Origin of the sequence: Bacillus cereus group sp. MYBKT14-1 (assembly GCF_051915185.1) — a bacterium.
Classification (GTDB): domain Bacteria; phylum Bacillota; class Bacilli; order Bacillales; family Bacillaceae_G; genus Bacillus_A; species Bacillus_A cereus.
The window spans coordinates 106,764-126,938 of the sequence record NZ_JBQAEF010000010.1 but is presented as its reverse complement, the minus strand read 5'-3'; the positions used below and the strand labels follow the sequence as shown (position 1 = coordinate 126,938).

The following is a 20,175-nucleotide window of genomic DNA, read 5'->3' as shown; positions in this document are numbered from 1 at the left end:
TTTCGTCGATTTGTCTCTATTATTTTGACTGTTGACGAATATCGAACCACCAACGGTTTTTCTCATTCATATTCTCAGTGCCACTAGACCCACTGTAATGGAAAGCATCCAGGAAGATTGAATCTAGTTTATCCTCATCTACAAAATAACCTAAGTTAACCTTTACCGTTTGTCCTGGTGTGATACTGCCAATATTATAAAAGCTTTTCCCGTCTCCGTGAGGTTCTAGATAATCAACTTCGCCCGTCATAATATTTTTTTCCGTAATTCCAGCTCTTTCAGCGTAATTCCATACATTCCCCTTACTTTTAAGCACTTGTATGGATGGATGCATATAGATTTCTTTTGTTTTCTGTTTACCTATATTTTTCACTGTTGTTGTCAAGTAGACAAATTTAGGCTGAATTAATTTTGACTCTACTAATTGATCAATCGAATCTTTACCATTTCCAAATTTATATTCATCCCGTCTGTATGGTATCAATTGTCCTACTGGATCCAAAGCTTGATTCTCGCTTAGTCTCTCTAATCCCGTTTCATTAAAGTTTTCTTGCTTAAAATCTTTGATTGAATCAAAAACTTCAACTTTTTCTATCATATATTCAATTTTACTGTTATCCATGATAATCGTTACTGGAACCTTTTGTCCTATATGAAATAGTCGTTTACTATCTTTTTTCAAAGGAATCACTTTAGTTTTTTTAGGCTTACTTTCTTCGCTAAAATACTTTTTATCATAATCTGTTATATGTGATGCCTTTTCTTTTGAGGTAGGCTCAAAGGAAATGTTCCCTAACACATCCACCATTTGTTCTTCGTTTATATCGTTTCCAATATAACTTTGTAACATGATCCCCTCTTTCTCAAAAAAGAGAAAGACCTCTCTGTTAAACGCTAAATTGTTGTTTCCATTTTCTTTATTGACAATCACTGCTTTCTTGCCATTTATCTCTTTCTCTTCGTAGCTTTTTGAGTACATTGTTTTAAAATTCGAATCTTTTCCTACTCTCCAAAGAATGAATGAAAATCCACCCTTTGCGTAGTTATCTTTAAATGAATATTTCATAGCAGAGTCATCAATCGCTTCCATATTTTCTGGCAATTTACCAATCTTCAACTTATACCACTGATCACTCTTTTTCGAATCCTTATTTGTTAAGGAAACATTTACTTCGTAATTTTGTTTTTGAACAATCATATTATAGACTTTTACTGCACCAAAAACAGTTGTTGGCATACCAATTAATAAACAGGCAGCAGCGATTAACATACGATGTCTTTTACGCTTTTTCTGTGGTCGCTCGCCTCTCAGCTTCATTTCTTCCATAAACAATTTCTTTTTGCGCGTATATGTATGTGAAAATTCATGTTGTTCTTCGAGTTTATCAAAATCATCTAAAGCAATTTTTTCAGCAAGTTCATATATTTCTTTGGAGTTCTTTGAATTCGTCATGTTGTATACCTCCTATCATATTTTGGACTCGTTTTCGAGCACGCTCAAACTGCTTGCGGACATTGGCCTCCGTTATCCCCATGACACTTGAAATTTCTTGATACGTTAAGTTATAGAAGACTTTATACTTAAACACCTGTCTATTAGACTCATTTAACTCTTTTAACAATGCATCAATTTGAAACTCGGACATTACACGTTTTTCCCACTCTTCAATATTTTCATCTACTGTTTCTGTTGATTCTCTTTCATATTCTTCTAAAAATGTTTCATGTCGTCTATTTTTCCGGTAGCTATCAATCGCCTTGTTTTTCGCAACCCTCAAAATGTAGCGTTTAAGCTCTTCAGTACTCAAGCTATGGAGCTTTTCCAAGTTCTTATAAAGAGTAATAAACGTCTCTTGAACCGAATCTTCAGCCTGCTGAATATTATTTAAAATAGAATACGCTACATAATAAATCTTTTGTTCATACAACTCATATAGCTCTTCCATCTTTTCATAATCGTTGTTTGTAACTTTCATATAATTCCTCCTCTCACTCTATATAACGAATGAGCGCTATACTTTGTGACACTGTAAAATCTTTTTATAGATAAAATTTAATAATAGAATAAATAAAAGCCCAATTTCTCTATTTTAACTGAGAAATTGGGCTTTTTAATATTAGAATTTTCCTGACTGTATCTCTAAGAAAAATTCTTTTACACCTTTTCAATATGTATTATTTGCTCTATCGCTTCTTTTAACAAATGCTTTGTCTCTTCAAAGTTATGATTCTGTTTTTCTCCCGATTGTACCATATAAAACTCAGCAAATGAACGCTCTTTATATCTCGGTACAACATGCATATGATAGTGCGTAAGTTCATTAAAGATTCCACCATTTTGACAAATCGTAATTCCGTCAGGTTTATATAATACCTTAATCGCTTTTGCAATCAGCTTAGAAGCATCCATAATGGATTTTGCTACAACATCATCTAATTCGTCTACTTCTACAACATGTTGCTTTGGCACAATTAAAGTATGTCCTGTATAGAAAGGTTCATGATCTAAAAAACATGTTACATAGTCATCTTCATATATTTTATATATTTTCTCCTCTTCATTTGCTAATTTACAACCTAAACATTCCATCATACTTTCTCCCTTTATTAAAAACATAAAAACGTGAGAGCCGTATTCTCACGTTTTTATGTTTCATTTTATCCCGCATTAACGGGCAGTAAGATCCCTATCTCAAAATTCTGCTGTAAAGCAAAGAAGTGAAATAGGAGATCAACTGCCCGTAAAAGCCTGATTGGTTCCACTAGTAATCAGTGGGGGATAAACACTCCCACTGATTACAGTTTCACTTTATTAATTCAATTGTTTCCGTAACCTTTATACTATCTTTTACAGATTGAACAATCGTACAATTTTTCACTGCAAGTTGCAGCGCCTTGTCCAGCTGCTCTTCTGTAATGTTTTCTGCTTTAATTTTATAGTGCAAATGAACACTTTCAACTGGCTTCGATAAAGCTTCACTTCTACCAATTTCAGTTTCGATTGTAAACGTATCATATGTAATACGTTTCTTTTCTAAAATTGTTCGAAAGACAATTGCACTACATCCTGCGATAGAAGAAATGAGTAATTGTAACGGTGAATACCCGTTTTCTTTTCCAATCGCTAATTGACCATACGATAAATCTGCTTCTATATCATCATGTTTGATTGTTAGTTTCATTTGTTTTTTCCATCTCCACTTTCATCGGTTTCTGCCGTTTCTTACTAATATAATAATATATATAGCAGAAAATGATAAATGGAATACCACAGTATAACGCCATTCTTTGTTCAGGAATAAACGCTAAACTAATAACAACAATGCTATTTGTAATTAAGGCTAAAATCGGGACAATTGGGTATAGTGGTGTTCTATACTTTAAGTCCTCTAACTTTCCTCCGCCTTTTATATACTGACTTCTAAAGCGAAGTTGCGATAGAGCAATAATGATCCAACTTGAAACAGCCGATAAACCAGCTATCGATAATAAATACATGTATACTGTATCTTCTGCAAGGAAACTTGTGAATAGAGATAATCCAGCTACCGCAATCGTTACGACTAGCGCTGTAATTGGAATACCACGCTTATTTACTTTCTGGAAGGAAGTTGGTGCCATTCCCTCATTTGCAAGTGACCATAGTATACGCGTCGCTGCATATAATCCAGAGTTCGCTACAGATAATAACGCAGTAATAATAACGAAGTTCATAATATCAGCTGCGTATGGAATACCAATTTTATCAAATACGACTACGAATGGACTTTCAATTACGCCTGCTTCTTTCCAAGAAATTAATCCTACTAAAATCGTCATTGTTAAAATGAAGAATAACATAATGCGCCATACTGTATTACGAATCGCACGTGGAATTGTTTTTTCTGGATTTTCACTTTCTCCCGCTGCAATTCCGATTAACTCTGTTCCTTGGAACGAGAAGTTAACTGTAATCATTGTAAGTAATACGGCAGCTAGTCCATTCGGGAAAAGTCCACCATCGCTTACAAAGTTAGAGAAAAGAGGTGCTGCTTCTTTTCCGTCATATGATATAAATCCTAATAATGCACTACCACCAAGCACAACAAATGCAAGAATTGTAATTACTTTAATACTAGAGAACCAAAATTCTAATTCAGCATAACTTTTCGCCGAAATTGCGTTTGAAGCATATAAAATAACGCCGAATACAAGGCACCATACCCAAACATCAACATTTGGAAACCATCTTTTCATCATTAAACCGATTGACGTTAATTCTAGACCCACTGTTACTGCCCAGCCGAGCCAGTATAACCAGCCAATCATAAAGCCCGTTCCTGGTCCAATAAACTTCGTCGCATACTTTTGGAAAGATCCTGAAACCGGCATCGCTACCGTTAACTCTCCAAGACAAAGCATTGTTAAATACATAATAAATCCGCCTACTAAATATGAAAGGATGGCTCCCCCTGGTCCAGCCTGATTAATGGTGTAACCTGAACCTAAGAAGAAACCAGTTCCGATTACACCACCAAGTGCGATCATAAATAAATGTCTACTCTTCATCGTACGATGTAATTTCTCATTCGTTGGTTGCTGCATCTAAATCCTCCCCCTACCATACCCCTATATCCTGTTAAAATTTTCTGATAATAAAAATATACACGAAAGCGATTACATTTTCTATATAAAATTAAAACTTTTCTGATAAAACAATATAAAAATCGAATTATTGCAAGATTTAGATTCTATTTAGAGGAAAATAAGGAGAAACAAGGAAAAACCCTTACATATATTGTAAGAGTCAACGGAGTTCTAATCTTCTCGATAAAATTGATAAACTATAATTTACGATAAAGTACATACAAGCTACTACTATAAACGTCGGAATCATGTAATTCACATTTTGCCCGCTAATAATTTGAGCATTATGCATAAGCTCAGGGAGTGATATAACAACCGCTAGCGACGTATCCTTCAGCAATGAAATAAATTGACTGACAAGCGGCGGAACCATTCTCCTTAATGCTTGTGGCAAAATAATATGCCAAAGCGCTTGAACATACGTTAATCCCGAAGATCTTGCAGCTTCAACCTGCCCTTTTTCAATAGACAATAGACCACTTCTAACAATTTCAGATATCATTGCTGCCTCAAATATTGTTAAAGCAACAATTGCAGCTGTTATAATTTCTAATTTCAAGCCTGCTTCTGGAAGTGCAAAATACGTGAAAAATATAATTAACAGTAGTGGTAAGTTTCGAATCACTTCAACTATAACTCCTAATACTTGTGAGACGACAGGTATTTTCGTGTAGCGCAATATACCGATTACACTTCCAATAATAAAACTAAGTACAATTGCTATGAGCGCTACCTCTAATGTTATAAGTAATCCTTTTAATAAAAATAGAATATGATCTCCTGTAATTGCTCCCTTGAAATCCATTTACACCGCCTCCTTTGCCAAGCGTTTTTCTAAATAACGCACTAGCATACTGAGCGGAATTGTTAATATTAAATAAAACATCCCGACAAATATATAAACATCAAACGTAACAAACGTCTTCGTTGAAATTAAATCTCCTTGATACATTAAATCAGCACCAGCAATAATTCCAAGTATTGAAGAGTTTTTAACTAAATTGAGAAACTGGTTTCCTAAAGGGGGAATTACAATTTTCACTGCTTGGGGTAAGACAACATAATACATCGCCTGCACATACGTTAGCCCTGAAGAGCGAGCAGCTTCCATCTGCCCTTTCGCAACTGATAAAATACCAGCGCGAATTACTTCTGCAATAAAAGCTGCCGTATATACCGTAAGCGTAACTGTTCCTGCTACAAAACCATTTAAAGTAATTCCTATTACAGGTAAAGCAAAATAGAATATAAATGCAATTAATACAAGTGGAATATTTCTTACAAACTCCACAAAAGCTGATCCTATCCAATTTAAAATGCGAATAGGTGCAATACGCATTACTGCCAAAATTACTCCTAAAATAAAACTACCTATCAATGCAATTACACTAGACATAACTGTATATTTAAACCCTTCTAAATACATATCAATGTTATTCGTTAATATAGAAAAATCAGGCACATATTCTCCCCTCTTTCTTTACAAGAAGAGGATGAGTACTCTCATCCTCTCACTTTTACTATCTACTTTTCTGGTTTTTGTCCAATCCACTTCTCATATAATTTGTCATACTCCCCGCTTGCTTTCATGTCTTTAATTAAAGTATTAATCTCTTTCGTTAAATCATCTGCCCCTTTTTGCACTGCAATTCCATACGGTTCATCTGTGAAAATTTTTCCTACTACTTCATAATTAGAATCTTGTTTTGCCATTCCGTAAAGGATCGCATTATCTGTCGTTAACACATCACCTTTACCTGCCTTTAACGCTGTAAATGCCTCACTATAATTTTCAAACTCTAATACAGTCGCTTCTGGTGACTTTTGACGAATGTTATTTGTAGATGTTGATCCTTTTACAGCTAATACTTTAACGCCTTGTTTTATATCATCGACGCTCTTAATATTGCTTCCTTTTTTTACAAGTAACGATTGTCCTGCTTTAAAATATACATCTGAAAAATCCACTTCTTTTTTGCGTTCTTCCGTAATTGTCATTGTTGCAATAATTGCATCAATATCACCATTTTTCAGCATTGGAATACGTGTTTTAGACGTTACTTCTTTCAGCTCTAGCTTCTTTTCATCTCCAAGAATCTTTTTCGCCAGTGCCTTCGCGACATCAACATCGAATCCCTCTACCTGCCCTGTTGAAGGATTTTTTAATCCAAATAAATTCGTATCATTCTTCACCCCAACTACTAATTTCCCTCGTTTCTTAATTTGCTCAACAGCCCCGCCTTGCTTCGTATTTGTTTTCTTTGCCTCATCTTTCTTACTTCCGCATCCAGCAACAACAAGCACGAATAAACATGAAAATACGATTAAAGTAAATAACTTTTTCATTTCAAGCATGAAATTCCTCCTCTAATGATTTAGCACCCGACTTAAAAATAAACGGGCTCTTTCTTGTTCAGGGTTTGCAAAAAAGTTCGCCGGTGTTGTATCTTCAATAATTTGGCCATCATCCATAAATAAGATCCTATCTGCTACCTCTCTAGCAAATCCCATTTCATGCGTGACAACGACCATTGTCATCCCTTCTTTAGCCAGTGCTTTCATAACATCAAGTACCTCTCCAATCATCTCTGGATCAAGAGCAGACGTAGGCTCATCGAATAGCATAATTTCCGGCTGCATTGCAAGTCCTCTAGCAATTGCCACCCGTTGCTGTTGTCCTCCGGATAATTGATGTGGATATACGTTAGCCTTCTCTGGAATTCCTACTTTCTCTAAATAAAACATTGCTGTTTTCTCTGCTTCTTCTTTGGAAACTTTATTTACTTTAATCGGTGCTAATGTAATATTTTGAAGAACCGTTTTATGTGGATATAAATAAAAATGTTGAAAGACCATCCCAATATTTCGCCGCAATTCATTCATGTCCGTTTTTTTATTGTGTACCTCTGTATTTTGTACAATTAATTCTCCCTCTGTAATTGCCTCTAATTGATTTATACATCGAAGCAATGTACTTTTTCCTGATCCTGAAGGCCCCACAACTACTACCACTTCGCCTTTTTTCACTTGCACATTAATATTTTTCAAAACTTGAAAGTTACCATAATATTTATTTACATTACGAAATTCTATCAACATACTCCCCCTTCCCCTAACAATGCATGTACATTCTTTTTATATTCAAAAATAGTCCCAAAAATAACTTTTAGCTTCAATTTGTCCATAAAAAAAGCAAAGAGTTTCCCCTTTGCTTCTTCATTTCTATTCTGTTAAGATACTTCCTCTTTCTTATCTTTCCCGTATTCATGCTCCCAAAAATCAGCATTTTTAATTCCTAATGGCCCTGGATCGAATACTGGATCTTTTCCTTCTTTTTTCTGTTTTTCATAATCCTTTAATGCGACTAATGCAGGTTTTTGTAATAGTAAAATCGCAATGATATTTACCCATGCCATAATTCCTACCCCAATATCGCCTAAAGCCCAAGCAGTTGCTGCTGTTTTTATACAGCCGTAGAATACAGCTCCTAAGAATACAAATTTTAATACCATAGACAACCAAGGACGATCTTTATCACGATTTAAGTACGCTATATTCGTTTCTGCAATGTAGTAATATGCCATAATTGTTGTAAATGCAAAGAATAGTAACGAGATTGCAACGAAACCGTTTCCAAATCCAGGGAAAACAGATTCTACTGCTGCCTGTGTATATCCCGGTCCTGGCTGTGCACCATTTAATTTATTTACGATAAAGTTTTTTCCGCTTGCATCAAATACGTTATACATACCTGTAATAATCATCATAAATGCTGTTGCTGAACAAACAAATAATGTATCAATGTAAACGGAAAATGCTTGCACTAAGCCTTGCTTAGCTGGATGTGATACTTCAGCTGCTGCTGCTGCATGTGGTCCAGTTCCTTGCCCTGCTTCATTGGAATAAATACCACGCTTTACTCCCCAAGAAATTGCTAAACCGATAATACCACCGAAAGCCGCTTCTAATGCAAAAGCACTTCTTATAATTAACATAAATGCTTCTGGCAATTTTTCAATATTCATAGCGACAATAACACAAGCTACTAAAATATAACCAACTGCCATAAACGGTACGACAACTTGTGCAACGTTAACGATTCGCTTTACTCCACCGAAGATGATAAGAGCTAATACAACAACTAATAAAGCCCCTGATAATGTAGTGTTAATTCCAAAAGCTGTTTCTAAACTTACAGCAATACTATTTGCTTGCACACCTGGTAGTAAAAGCCCTGTTGCAAGAATTGTCGCTGCAACGAATACTAAAGCATACCATTTAACTCCTAAACCTTTTTCGATGTAATAAGCAGGACCACCTCGGAACTGTCCTTGGTGTTTCGTCTTATATATTTGTGCTAATGTCGATTCTACATAAGCAGAACCTGCTCCTAAAAAGGCTACTGCCCACATCCAAAATACAGCCCCTGGTCCACCGAAGGCAACCGCTGTAGCTACCCCAGCGATATTCCCTGTCCCAACGCGCCCTGATAAAGAAAGTGCTAACGCTTGGAATGAAGAAACACCAGCCTCTGATTTTTCTCCCTGAAATGTCAGCTTCACCATTTCTCCTACGTGCCTTACTTGTAAAAACTTCGTTCGAATGGAAAAATATAAACCTACTCCTAAACATAAATAAACAAGTGCTGGACTCCAAACAATATTATTTAACCAATTTACGAAAGCTTCCAATATTCCCCCTCCTTTTTATCAAGAATATTCAGAATATATAAAAATTATAAATGTATACCGAATCTATGACAATATTATTTTAATAAAACAAACATATTTTTGTATAAAAAAACAAAGTATACATTTATTTTGTATACTTTGTTTTGAACAAAATGTATTATATATTCACAATTGCTTCTTCGCTTATAATTCTTTCATATAATTCTTCAGATAATTTTTGGAAGTTATCTGGCATATCTTTCCCCTTAAACTTCTTTTGGAGTGTGCCGTATAGACCTATGTCACGCAAACGTAAAAATAGTGGTAATGATTCATACCAACTATCCGCCAGTCTGTGCTCATACTCATAGCCTTTCCGTAACACTTGTAGCTGTTTACGAGCAAAGTCTGTCTTCTCTTCCGCTGTCCACGGTTTAAATAGAACAGAGTAGTATAGAACCATTGCTAAATCATGTATAAAGTAATTATAAGCCGCATCATCAAAATCAAAGATTGTTAGCTCTTTACCATCATAATGAAAATTACCTGGATGAATGTCACCGTGCATAAGGCCAAATGTTTCTCTTTCAATTGGAAGACTTTTTATTTCATCCATTAATACCGCTGCAATCTTTTTCACTTGATCATCTTCTAATTCATTAATAATCCCACTTTCGTCTTCTTCCCACGTATCACGATGATTCGTTTTAGGATAGTTCATTGTTAGGCGATGCAGTTGCCCAATCGCTTTTCCCCATGCTTCAAAATAAGCATCTCCCCAATAAGGTGATCCTTCCTCTTTTACTTGCTCGCCTTTTGCATATGCAAATAAAGACGCGAAAAAGAACGTTCCATCCTCTGCTACGATTTCTTCTACGAGATTTCGAGACGTTGAATAAAGAGGTCCTGCTACCTTTGCCCCATTCTCCGCAACATATCGTAAAAAATCTAGTTCAGCCTCTACCTCTTGTTTAGAACGATGAGAAGAATGTGTTAAACGTAATACGTAATCTTCATCATTATCACCCTTCGCCTTAAAAATATAATTCTCAAAATCTCCAAGTGGCTTTTCTTCTACTGTTACATGAAACAAACCCGCTGCTCTTTTTAAAATCTCTTTCGTAAAAACACGTTCTACAGCTATTTCCATATATATCCCTCCTATATATCTTCTTAATTCGACACAAATGTTAGAAGTACTGCTATGAAATTGAATAATGCACAAAAGACAATATAACGTAACTTTCAATCCTCTTTAAAAAAAATAATTCAAGCATAAATTTCTCATAAACGACAAAAATTAACAGAAACAGTTGCACTTTAAAAGAGGTGGAAATTATGACAGAGAAAAAAGAACAACAAGAGAGTAAAAAACAAAAGCATATGTTTCCATCACTTCCGGAGAACATTAATTACATTGAAAATAAACTTTCTCATTCTGATGATATAAAAAAATTAGATCTCCCTTTTCAAAACGGAAAAGGAATAATCTTATATATCGAATCTTTAGCAGATCCAAATCTAATTCATCAGTTAGCTCTTGAGCCTTTATTGACACGGTCAGACTTAGCTATAGATAAAGCTTTTTCTACATTAAATATGAAAAAAGAAACGAATTTAAATTATGGTGTGCAGCTTTTATTACAAGGTAAATCTTTATATTTTCATGAACATGTCGAAAGCTTTTGCATTTTTGAAACGGCTCTATCTTTAAAAAGAGATATAACAGAGCCTGATAATGAAGGTATTGTACGTGGACCGCATACTGGTTTTGTAGAAGATTTAGCAACGAATTTAGCCTCTATTCGTAAACTCATTAAGAGTCCAAATGTAGTTGTTAAATATTTTACACTCGGTGAAGAAATGCACACGAAAGTAGCTATTGCTTATATGCAAAACATAGCGAATGACGATTTAGTTACAGAAGTAAAAAGAAGGTTAGAAACGATTAAGACAGATGCACTTATGCCTCCAGGATATATACAAGAATTTATAGAGGATACGTCTTTCTCACCATTTCCACAACAATTAAATACAGAGCGACCAGATAGAACTGTCGCTAATTTAATGGAAGGCCGAGTTGCTATTTTATCTGACGGAGATCCAACAGCACTTATCGTTCCTGTTACGTTATTCGCTTTCTATCAATCACCAGATGATTATAATAACCGCTGGATTGTTGGATCTTTCGTCCGAATGATTCGCTTAGTGAGTTTCTTAATTGCTTTTCTCTTACCAGCTATATATATCGCAACCGTAGCCTTTCATCCTGATGTATTGCCGCTTGAACTTGTGTATACAATTAAAGCTTCATTAGAGAAAGTACCACTTCCTCCTATTTTTGAAGCTCTCTTAATGGAGCTAATTTTCGAGTTATTACGGGAAGCTGGTATTCGCTTGCCAAGCCGAGTTGGACAAACAATCGGTATTGTAGGTGGTTTAGTAATTGGTGATGCGATTGTAAAAGCTGGACTCGTTTCTTACACAATGATTATCGTTGTAGCTTTAACTGCCATCTCATCTTTTCTCGTTCCATCAAACGATATGAGTTCAGCAGTTCGAATTCTTCGTTTTCCATTAATGATTCTTGCTGCTATATTCGGATACGTCGGAATATCATTCGGTCTAATTATAACTTTCGTTCACCTATGTCAGCTTCATTCTTTTCATACACCATATCTTTCTCCTGTTGCACCAATGCGGATTAAAGATATGAAAGATTCTTTTGTAAGACTACCAATTTGGTCATTTTGGGAACGACCACATGATCCAAAACCGAAAAAAATGCAGCGCCAACATGTAACGAGAGAGGATGAGGACGGTGACAAACACGCAAAGTAAAATTTCGCTCGTTCAATTTACCTTTTTCGTTATTCAATGCCAAATTGGAGTGGGTATACTTTCCCTGCCTAACCGTCTTCACCCAATAGCAAAAGGTGGTGGATGGATTTCCGCGCTCATCGCCGGGCTTGCGATTCAGCTTATTATTTTACTAATGTGGCTTTTCTTAAAACGATTCCCTGATGCAGATATGTATGAAAGTGTTTGTATGCTATTTGGTAATAAGTTTGGAAAACTATTAGGCTTTGCTTATGTTTTTTATTTTACTCTTATCGGTATGACAGTTATGTTAAGTGCTTGTAATGTCATTAAAGTGTGGGTTTTGCAAGCGACCCCTTGGTACGCAATTCTCTTACTATTTACGATAGCTTGCTGCTATATAGCCTATAATACATTTAAAGTCATCGTACGATTTTATGTCATGGCTTCTATTCTCATTTTGCCCATGGCTCTTTTAATTGCCCTAGGGCTTTCCCGAGCTGATTTCTCTTATATTTTTCCCATTACAGAAGCCGGCTGGTGGAATATAATTCAAGCATCCAAGGAAACAATTACAGCCATGTATGGTTTTGAAATCATTCTTATCGCTTTCCCAAAAGTAAACGGGAGTTCTGTGGCAAAACTGAAGGCAATTTCTATCGCTAACGGATTTGTAACTCTTTTTTATACTTTTACTGTTTGGATTTGCTATATCGTATTTAGCCCAAAACAAATCGAGCTTATTCCAGAACCAGTTGCTTACTTATTACGCTCCTTACATATCGGGATTATAGACCGGACGGATTTACTATTCATACCAATATGGATGATAACAGTTGTGGCTTCTATTGCTAGTTATTATTGCGCTGCTTCAATCGGAGTTGGGCATATATTCAATCTTGCTAATCATAAAAAAGCTGTTCCAATCGTCGGTATTATTGCTTTTAGTGTAGCCTTATTTATAGATACACCTGAAGAATTAAAAGTAATTTCAACTTTCACTGATAAGTTCACGTATATTTTCATCGTTGTCCTCCCTCTTTTATTTCTACTTTATTCAGTAATAAGAAATAAGAAAGGAGAACAGTATGTTCCAAAAAAGAGTTAAATTACTTTTTATATTATGTACTAGTTCCCTCCTTTCTGGCTGTTGGGATCAAGAGCCATTAAGAGAAGCCAGATTAGCTTATAGCATTGGTTATGATATTACGGAAGAGAATAAACTTCAGCAAACGCTTGAACTCGTAAAAAGTTCAAGCGGCGAGCAATCTTCATTCGAAAATGAAATACATTCAGCAAACGGGCATAACATAAGGGATACAAGCGATGCCCTAAAAAAAAATGTGACTGGGAATATTCGCTATTTTAAATATGGCGTTCAATTACTCGGAACCAAAATCCTAAAAAAAGGTATATTACCTTATTTAGATGTCAGCTTTCGGGACCCAACAAACCCAACTGCTTTAGTAAAACTTATTGCAGTAGATGGTGAAACATCCGAGATACTAGAAAAAAAGAAAGTAGGAAATTTACTAATTGGAGATTTTCTAAAGAAAAAAGTGAAAAGTTTAGAAGATATGAGTGTGTTTCCAAAAGAAACTTTAGAAACAGCTGCTACAAAAATGTTAGATCCCGGTAAAGACTTTACCCTCCCTTCTATAAAAATAAAAGGAAAAGAAGTGATTACAAACGGTCTAGCTTTATTTAATAATGATAAATTAACTGGGCATTTACCTTTGAAACAATCTGTTTTATTCGTATTATTAACTGGAAAAATGGGAACAAGTGCCCGTATAACCCAAAAGCTTACTAGCGATGAATCAGAGAAAACATCTGATTATTTAACAATGGAAATTAGCAATCGAAAGTTAAAACGCGACTTAAAAATAACAACAGATAAAAAAGGAAATGTTTATGCTCACATTAAGCTCCAACTAAAAGTTATAGCGCTTGAAGCTCCGAGAGATAATCTTTACAAAATGGATGAAAGAAAAAAACTAAATAAAGAATTGTCTACACAACTTACGAAAGAAGCTAAAAAGATAACGAAAAAGTTACAAAAAGCAAACTGTGATGCTTTCGGTATCGGCAGACACCTTATCGCCTATCACCCTGACTTATGGAAGAAGAAAAATTGGAATAAAGATTATGCAAAAGTAAAATTCAAACCTGAGGTAGAGGTAAACATTTTGTACAGTGGTGTCCTAAAATAAAAGGTTGTATGCCCATGCGGCATACAACCTTTTATTTCGTATATCGATACACAATTGATTCATATGGTCTTAAGCTAAGTTTTGTAATATCCTTGCTAGCATCTTTATAATTCGACAGTAGTATTTCTTGTTTCATTCCATCTAATTGAACGTGCGCTGGTACAGAGTACGTTATTTCTTCTCCATAGAAGTTATTTATAACAAGCAGCACTTCACTTTCTGTAGTACGAGTATATGCCCAAATCTTAGGATCATTTTTATCCAAAATAGCATATTCTCCTTCTGTAATTACATCATACGTTTTCCTAAGTTCTATTAACTTTTTATAATGATAAAATACGGACTCTTTATCTTCTAATGCCTTCTCTACGTTTATTTCTTTAAAGTTTTCAGCCGCTGAAATCCAAGGTGTACTTGTTGTAAAACCACTGTTCATTTCTTCATTCCACTGCATCGGAGTGCGAGAGTTGTCACGAGATTTTTGCTTTAAAATCCCGATAATCTCTTCTTTTGATAGCCCTTCTTTTAGCTTTATATCGTATATATTTAACGATTCCACATCACGATATTGCTCGATGGACTCAAATTTAGGATTCGTCATACCGATTTCTTCCCCTTGATAAATATAAGGCGTTCCTTGCAGCATGTGCATGGCTGTCGCTAACATTTTTGCAGATTCGTTTCGGTACTTTCCATCATCACCAAAGCGTGACACGATGCGAGGCTGGTCATGATTACACCAAAATAACGCATTCCATCCTCCGCCCTTTTGCATTTCAATTTGCCAGCTAGACATAATCTCTTTTAATTTAATAAAATCAAACTCTGCTTTCGTCCACTTATCACCATTCGGATAATCTACTTTTAAATGATGGAAACTAAACGTCATGCTTAATTCATTACGCTCAGGATTAGAATATTTAATACAATTATCAATTGTCGTAGATGACATTTCTCCAACTGTAATTACATCTTTTCCTGCAAAAACATTTCGGTTCATCTCTTGTAAATATTCATGAACACGCGGACCATCTGTATAATACTTACGTCCATCACTTGTCGCAGTACTACCTTCATCGTTTAAGAAACATTGGTCTTTTGAAATTAAGTTAATGACATCTAATCGGAATCCTGTTACTCCTTTATCCAGCCAAAAACGCATCATATCATATACTTCTTCACGAAGTTTTTCATTTTCCCAATTTAAATCAGCTTGTGTTTCATCAAATAAATGTAAATAATATTGCTCCGTCTTCTCATCATATTTCCAAGCAGATCCACCAAACTTAGACTGCCAATTATTTTTTTCATCACGCCAAATATAGTAATTACGATATGGACTATTTTTATCTTCCTTCGCTTCTTTAAACCACTTATGTTCAGTCGAACTATGATTTACAACAATATCAAGCATAATCTCAATGTTACGTACTTTCGCTTCTGCTAAAAGTTCTTCAAACTCTTCCATCGTTCCGTAAGATGGATCAATGCTGTAGTAATCACTTACATCATATCCATTATCATTTTGTGGTGATTGGTATATCGGTGTTAACCATATATAATCCACTCCGAGTTCTTTTAAATAATCTAGTTTCTCTGTAACACCTTTTATATCCCCGGTTTCTCTATTGTAATAACTATTAAAGCTCTTCGGATAAATTTGATAGACTACACTTTTATGCCAATCCTTCATGTTTAACTTCCTCCTACTTCTGTTTGACTCTTTTTGCAAATAACCATGTTAAAGTAAACGGGATTACAACTGCAATAATCATTCCTACAATAAACATTGGAATCGATTTCGGAATGATAGAAATAAATGCTGGCAATCCGCCAATTCCGATAGCAGGCGCTAATACACCATTTAATGTAATGAATATCGCTGCCACAGCAGATCCTATAATCGCTGCATAGAACGGGAACTTATTTCGTAAATTCACCCCAAACATCGCTGGTTCTGTAATACCGAAGTATGCTGAAATGGCTGATGTTGATGCCATACTTTTATCATTTTGATTTTTAGAAATCCAGAACATCGCAAGTGCCGCACTACCTTGCGCAATGTTAGAAAGAGCGATCATCGGCCAAATAAATGTCCCGCCATGTTGTGCAATCAATTGTAAATCAATTGCAATAAACATATGATGCATACCTGTAATTACAAGCGGTGCATATAACGCTCCAAATAATACTGCTCCAACTACTGGTACTGTTTCATATACACCTACTAATCCTACTGTTAATAAATCTCCAATATGACGTGTAACCGGACCGATAATTCCTAGTGCTAACACACCTGTCACAACGATTGTTGTAATTGGTACAACTAATAATTGAATTGCATTTGGTACATGTTTCTTTAAGAAAATTTCCACTTTACTTAATACAAATGCTGCTACTAAAACAGGTAAAATTTGTCCTTGATATCCTACCTTCTCAATTTGGAATAGTCCTAAAATATTGAAGTACTCAATCTTTTGACCCTCTAAACCAGTCGCTGCTTTTCCATAGTCCCAAGCGTTTAATAAGGCCGGGTGCACAAGCATTAATCCCATAACAATCCCTAGTATTGGACTACCACCAAAACGCTTCGTTGCTGACCAACCGACAAGTGCTGGTAAGAATACGAATGCTGTATTGGCCATCATATTAATTAAATCCCAAAGCCCACCTAAGTTCGGATAAACATCTAATAAATTTTTCCCATCAAAAAATAAGTCCTTTGCGCCTAATAGATTGTTAATACCCATTAGTAAACCAGCTGTTACGATCGCTGGTAATATCGGCATAAATACATCCGAAAATATTTTTACAAACTTTTGAGCTGGATTTAACTTCTGATTTCCAGAGTCTTTTACGTCCGCTACAGTCGATTCTTTCATACCTGCAAGCGTTATCAATTCAGCGTAAACACGATCTACATCCCCTGGACCAATTACAACTTGAAATATACCAGCGTTATGAAACGCTCCTTTCACTAATGAAACAGACTGTAATTTATCATTATCTATTTTACTTTCATCTTTTAAAGCGATACGGAGCCTCGTCACACAATGTGCAGCTTGTTCAATATTGTCTTTCCCACCAATATACTGCAACACTTCCTCTGCTGTTTTACGATAGTCTTTCCCCATATTCCCGTCCCTCTTTTCTTTTTTTGATACCGTTTACAATTACATATTAACTCGTATATATAAGTTAGTCAACACTCGTATATACGAGTTTGTGTTTTTTTTATAAAAAAAAGAGATGAAACAATATTTTGTTCCACCTCTTTACTTCCTGCGTGCCACATCCGAAAAGTGAAAAATATCTAAACGGTGGCGTGATTCTGTATATTCAAACTGACTTCCATCATACAAATGTGTAAAGTTTTTCACAACGACAACATAGTCTGTTCCATTTAAATCTAAATACTTTCTGTCATCCTCTGTACATGGCTGTACTTCTATTACCCTCTGCGAATAACTAATATGTAGCCCAAGCTCTTTCTCGATGTATTTATAAATCGATGCAGTTGCAATTTCTTTCGTTAATCCTGGAATAAACTCAGATACAAAATGATTTATATCTAAAATTACTTTTTCTCCATCAATATTTCGTACACGTTTAATATGGTCAATCTCTGTTTTTTCTTTTACATTTAATAATTTCGCAATGTCTTTTTTGGCTTTTTCTTTGTCCATTTCCACAACTTCCGTAATACAATGACGTCCTAAACGTTCATTTTCTTCTTGGAAACTTACAATACCGCCAAAATTAAATTCAATATTTTTTCGCTTTAAAACAAAAACACCTTTTCCATGAATTTTTTGCACATATCCACGCTCTTGCAGTAAATCTACAGCTTTTCTTACCGTGCCTCGGCTTGCCTCATACTGCTTCATTAATTCTGTTTCTGATGGGATTTTGCATCCCTCTTTTAATTGTTTATTATCAATAGATTTACTGATTTCTGTATAAATTTTTTCATACTTACTCATCATCTACAATAGCCCCTTGTCACCTTCTAATTCTATATGTATTATAACATGCTTCACTCTTCTGCCAATCTCTCACTTATTTTCCAGTACAAGAAAAATATAGGTAAATATTTAATCTTTAAAACGTATTTTTATAAAAATTTTTATATTTTTCTTTTCATTCAAAAAAACATGTAGTATACTAACTTCAAAATCAGAGGAGAAAGGGAGCAAAGAACTATGCTTACTTATACAACAACTGTAGTTACATTTGCACAAAAACATCATCATCATACGTAACCCTTGAAACCTAGCGGAAAAATTACGCGTAGGTACAAGGGTTATTCCCGTTGTACCTACGCTTTGGCGAAAGAGCCATGTAGGTATTTTTTTATCTACATGGCTCTTTTTTTATTGTCAAAAAGCTAGTAAAAAATGATGTTTAAGCAAAACTTACTACAAAGGAGTTAACAAAAATGGAAACGAAAAAATGGGGATTATGGGTTTTAACAGCATTTGTTATCGGGAATATGGTTGGCGGTGGCGTATTTATGCTTCCAGCAAATTTAGCACAAGTATCAGGGCCAATGGGTTCTACACTCGCATGGAGTATTACAGGCCTTGGCGTATTTATGATTGCACTTGTATTTGGAAATTTAGCGATTCGGAAACCAGAATTAAAAGCTGGACCACAAAGCTATGCTCAAGCGATGTTTCCTTCAAAAAAAGCTGGTAAAGTTGCAGGATATAGTATGGCATGGGGATATTGGGCTGCTAACTGGGCTGCAACAGCATCTGTTATTATTTCCTTTGCTGGATATTTATCAACATTCTTTCCAGTTTTACAAAGTAAGCAAATTCTTTTTTCAATAAATGGATTTTCACTGGAACTCGGAAAAGGATTAACTTTCCTCGTATGTAGCCTTATGCTTTGGGGAATTCAATATATTCTTTCTCAAAATATTGATCGAGCTGGAAACATGAATCTACTTGCTACCATTGCAAAAATTATTGGATTTACAATGTTTATTGTAATTACATTATTCATTTTCAACGCCTCTAATTTCGGAGACGGTCAAACCTTTATGAATGAAGCAGGACAATCAATCTCATTAGGTGGACAAATCAATTCAGCTGCTATTGCAACACTCTGGGCATTTATCGGTATTGAATCAGCAGTTATGCTTTCTAATCGTGCAAAATCACAGCGCGATGTAAAAAAAGCTACGATTTTCGGATTAATTATCGCTCTTCTTATTTACATGTCAATTACTTTACTTACAATGGGAGCTCTTCCGCAAGATGCTTTAAAAGAGTCTCAAAAACCATTAGTAGACGCATTAAATTTAGCAATTGGAAATAAAGGTGCATATATAATGGCTTTACTCGCTCTTATATCTTTATTTGGATCTACAGTTGGCTGGATTGTTGTTAGTTCAGAGGTACCTTACCAGGCAGCAAAAAATGGACTTTTCCCTAAGTTTTTCGGGAAAACAAATAAAAAAGGTAGTCCTTCAAAATCATTATTGATTACAAATGTAATGACGCAAATTTTCTTATTTTCAACGATTTCTGGTACTGTTTCAGAAGCGTATAGTTTCGCTATCGTCGTAGCAACATTAGCCTATTTAATTCCATACCTTGTTTCTACCTTGTACCAATTAAAATTAGTTATTACAGGAGAAACGTATGATATACTGCCAGGATCTCGAGTAAAAGATGGAATCATTACTACATTAGCGTTGATATACTCCATTTGGGTTATCAAAACGGGAACTGCTGATTTAAAAACATTCTTCTTAGGAATTGGATTGTTCGTATTAGGTCTTATTCTTTATCCAGTACTAATGAAAGACTCACAAAAAACGGATTAAATAAAGAGAA

General features: G+C 35.1%; 18 protein-coding genes. 4 read left to right on the top strand and 14 right to left on the bottom strand.

Annotated features, from left to right (window positions below; all coding sequences use genetic code 11):
* Positions 1-19: 19 nt before the first annotated feature.
* The 11 genes from ACTFO4_RS22240 to ACTFO4_RS22190 all read right to left on the bottom strand — a co-directional run bounded on the left by ACTFO4_RS22240 (position 20) and on the right by ACTFO4_RS22190 (position 10,446).
* Complete coding sequence (locus ACTFO4_RS22240; protein ID WP_440014379.1) at positions 20-1,453, bottom strand: DUF4367 domain-containing protein; 1,434 nt, start codon at positions 1,451-1,453, stop codon at positions 20-22.
* Positions 1,419-1,976, bottom strand: coding sequence for an RNA polymerase sigma factor (locus ACTFO4_RS22235; protein WP_017673730.1), 558 nt, complete (start codon positions 1,974-1,976; stop codon positions 1,419-1,421). Before ACTFO4_RS22235 ends, ACTFO4_RS22240 begins: the two co-directional genes overlap by 35 nt.
* Positions 1,977-2,155: 179 nt before the next feature.
* A complete protein-coding gene (locus tag ACTFO4_RS22230; protein ID WP_128809301.1) occupies positions 2,156-2,617 on the bottom strand; it encodes an HIT family protein in 462 nt (153 codons plus the stop codon).
* Between the two features lie 187 nt (positions 2,618-2,804).
* Positions 2,805-3,182 (bottom strand): OsmC family protein, encoded by a 378-nt coding sequence (locus tag ACTFO4_RS22225; protein ID WP_000778831.1) that lies wholly within the window; start codon positions 3,180-3,182, stop codon positions 2,805-2,807.
* Positions 3,160-4,584, bottom strand: coding sequence for an amino acid permease (locus ACTFO4_RS22220; protein ID WP_001187096.1), 1,425 nt, complete (start codon positions 4,582-4,584; stop codon positions 3,160-3,162). The genes ACTFO4_RS22225 and ACTFO4_RS22220 overlap by 23 nt, the downstream gene beginning before the upstream one ends.
* A 202-nt stretch (positions 4,585-4,786) precedes the next feature.
* The gene (locus ACTFO4_RS22215) at positions 4,787-5,431 is read right to left on the bottom strand and encodes an amino acid ABC transporter permease (protein ID WP_000345960.1); all 645 of its coding nucleotides are present in this window, start codon (positions 5,429-5,431) and stop codon (positions 4,787-4,789) included.
* Complete coding sequence (locus tag ACTFO4_RS22210) at positions 5,432-6,088, bottom strand: amino acid ABC transporter permease (protein ID WP_001112667.1); 657 nt, start codon at positions 6,086-6,088, stop codon at positions 5,432-5,434.
* A 62-nt stretch (positions 6,089-6,150) separates the two neighbouring features.
* Entirely contained in the window at positions 6,151-6,981 is an 831-nt protein-coding gene (gene glnH, locus ACTFO4_RS22205) for a glutamine ABC transporter substrate-binding protein GlnH (protein ID WP_440014378.1), read from the bottom strand.
* Between the two features lie 12 nt (positions 6,982-6,993).
* Entirely contained in the window at positions 6,994-7,722 is a 729-nt protein-coding gene (locus ACTFO4_RS22200; RefSeq protein ID WP_002179629.1) for an amino acid ABC transporter ATP-binding protein, read from the bottom strand.
* A gap of 134 nt (positions 7,723-7,856) precedes the next feature.
* Positions 7,857-9,317 (bottom strand): alanine/glycine:cation symporter family protein, encoded by a 1,461-nt coding sequence (locus ACTFO4_RS22195; protein WP_000387155.1) that lies wholly within the window; start codon positions 9,315-9,317, stop codon positions 7,857-7,859.
* A gap of 157 nt (positions 9,318-9,474) precedes the next feature.
* Positions 9,475-10,446 carry a phosphotransferase enzyme family protein gene (locus ACTFO4_RS22190; RefSeq protein ID WP_440014377.1) on the bottom strand — a complete coding sequence of 324 codons (972 nt, stop codon included), beginning with the start codon at positions 10,444-10,446 and terminating at the stop codon, positions 9,475-9,477.
* A 188-nt stretch (positions 10,447-10,634) separates the two neighbouring features.
* Between ACTFO4_RS22190 and gerKA the strand changes: the two genes are divergently transcribed.
* From gerKA to gerKC, 3 genes are read left to right on the top strand one after another with little or no spacing between them, the layout of a single operon-like run.
* Positions 10,635-12,137, top strand: a complete 1,503-nt coding sequence (gene gerKA / locus ACTFO4_RS22185; protein ID WP_440014376.1) for a spore germination protein GerKA — start codon at positions 10,635-10,637, stop codon at positions 12,135-12,137.
* On the top strand, positions 12,118-13,224 hold the full coding sequence (locus tag ACTFO4_RS22180; RefSeq protein ID WP_440014375.1) for a GerAB/ArcD/ProY family transporter: 1,107 nt from the start codon (positions 12,118-12,120) through the stop codon (positions 13,222-13,224). Before gerKA ends, ACTFO4_RS22180 begins: the two co-directional genes overlap by 20 nt.
* Positions 13,205-14,329, top strand: a complete 1,125-nt coding sequence (gene gerKC, locus ACTFO4_RS22175) for a spore germination protein GerKC (protein WP_000486848.1) — start codon at positions 13,205-13,207, stop codon at positions 14,327-14,329. The genes ACTFO4_RS22180 and gerKC overlap by 20 nt, the downstream gene beginning before the upstream one ends.
* 31 nt (positions 14,330-14,360) lie before the next feature.
* Here the strand turns inward: gerKC and treC are convergent, their stop codons facing one another.
* From treC to treR, 3 genes are all read right to left on the bottom strand, one after another.
* Entirely contained in the window at positions 14,361-16,022 is a 1,662-nt protein-coding gene (gene treC, locus ACTFO4_RS22170; protein ID WP_017673734.1) for an alpha,alpha-phosphotrehalase, read from the bottom strand.
* Between the two features lie 13 nt (positions 16,023-16,035).
* Positions 16,036-17,463, bottom strand: a complete 1,428-nt coding sequence (gene treP, locus ACTFO4_RS22165; RefSeq protein WP_000513942.1) for a PTS system trehalose-specific EIIBC component — start codon at positions 17,461-17,463, stop codon at positions 16,036-16,038.
* A 141-nt stretch (positions 17,464-17,604) separates the two neighbouring features.
* Positions 17,605-18,315, bottom strand: a complete 711-nt coding sequence (gene treR / locus ACTFO4_RS22160) for a trehalose operon repressor (RefSeq protein ID WP_440014374.1) — start codon at positions 18,313-18,315, stop codon at positions 17,605-17,607.
* 452 nt (positions 18,316-18,767) lie between these two features.
* Here treR and ACTFO4_RS22155 point away from each other — a divergent pair, with 452 nt between their 5' ends.
* The gene (locus ACTFO4_RS22155; protein ID WP_000448447.1) at positions 18,768-20,165 is read left to right on the top strand and encodes an amino acid permease; all 1,398 of its coding nucleotides are present in this window, start codon (positions 18,768-18,770) and stop codon (positions 20,163-20,165) included.
* The last annotated feature ends 10 nt before the right edge of the window (positions 20,166-20,175 follow it).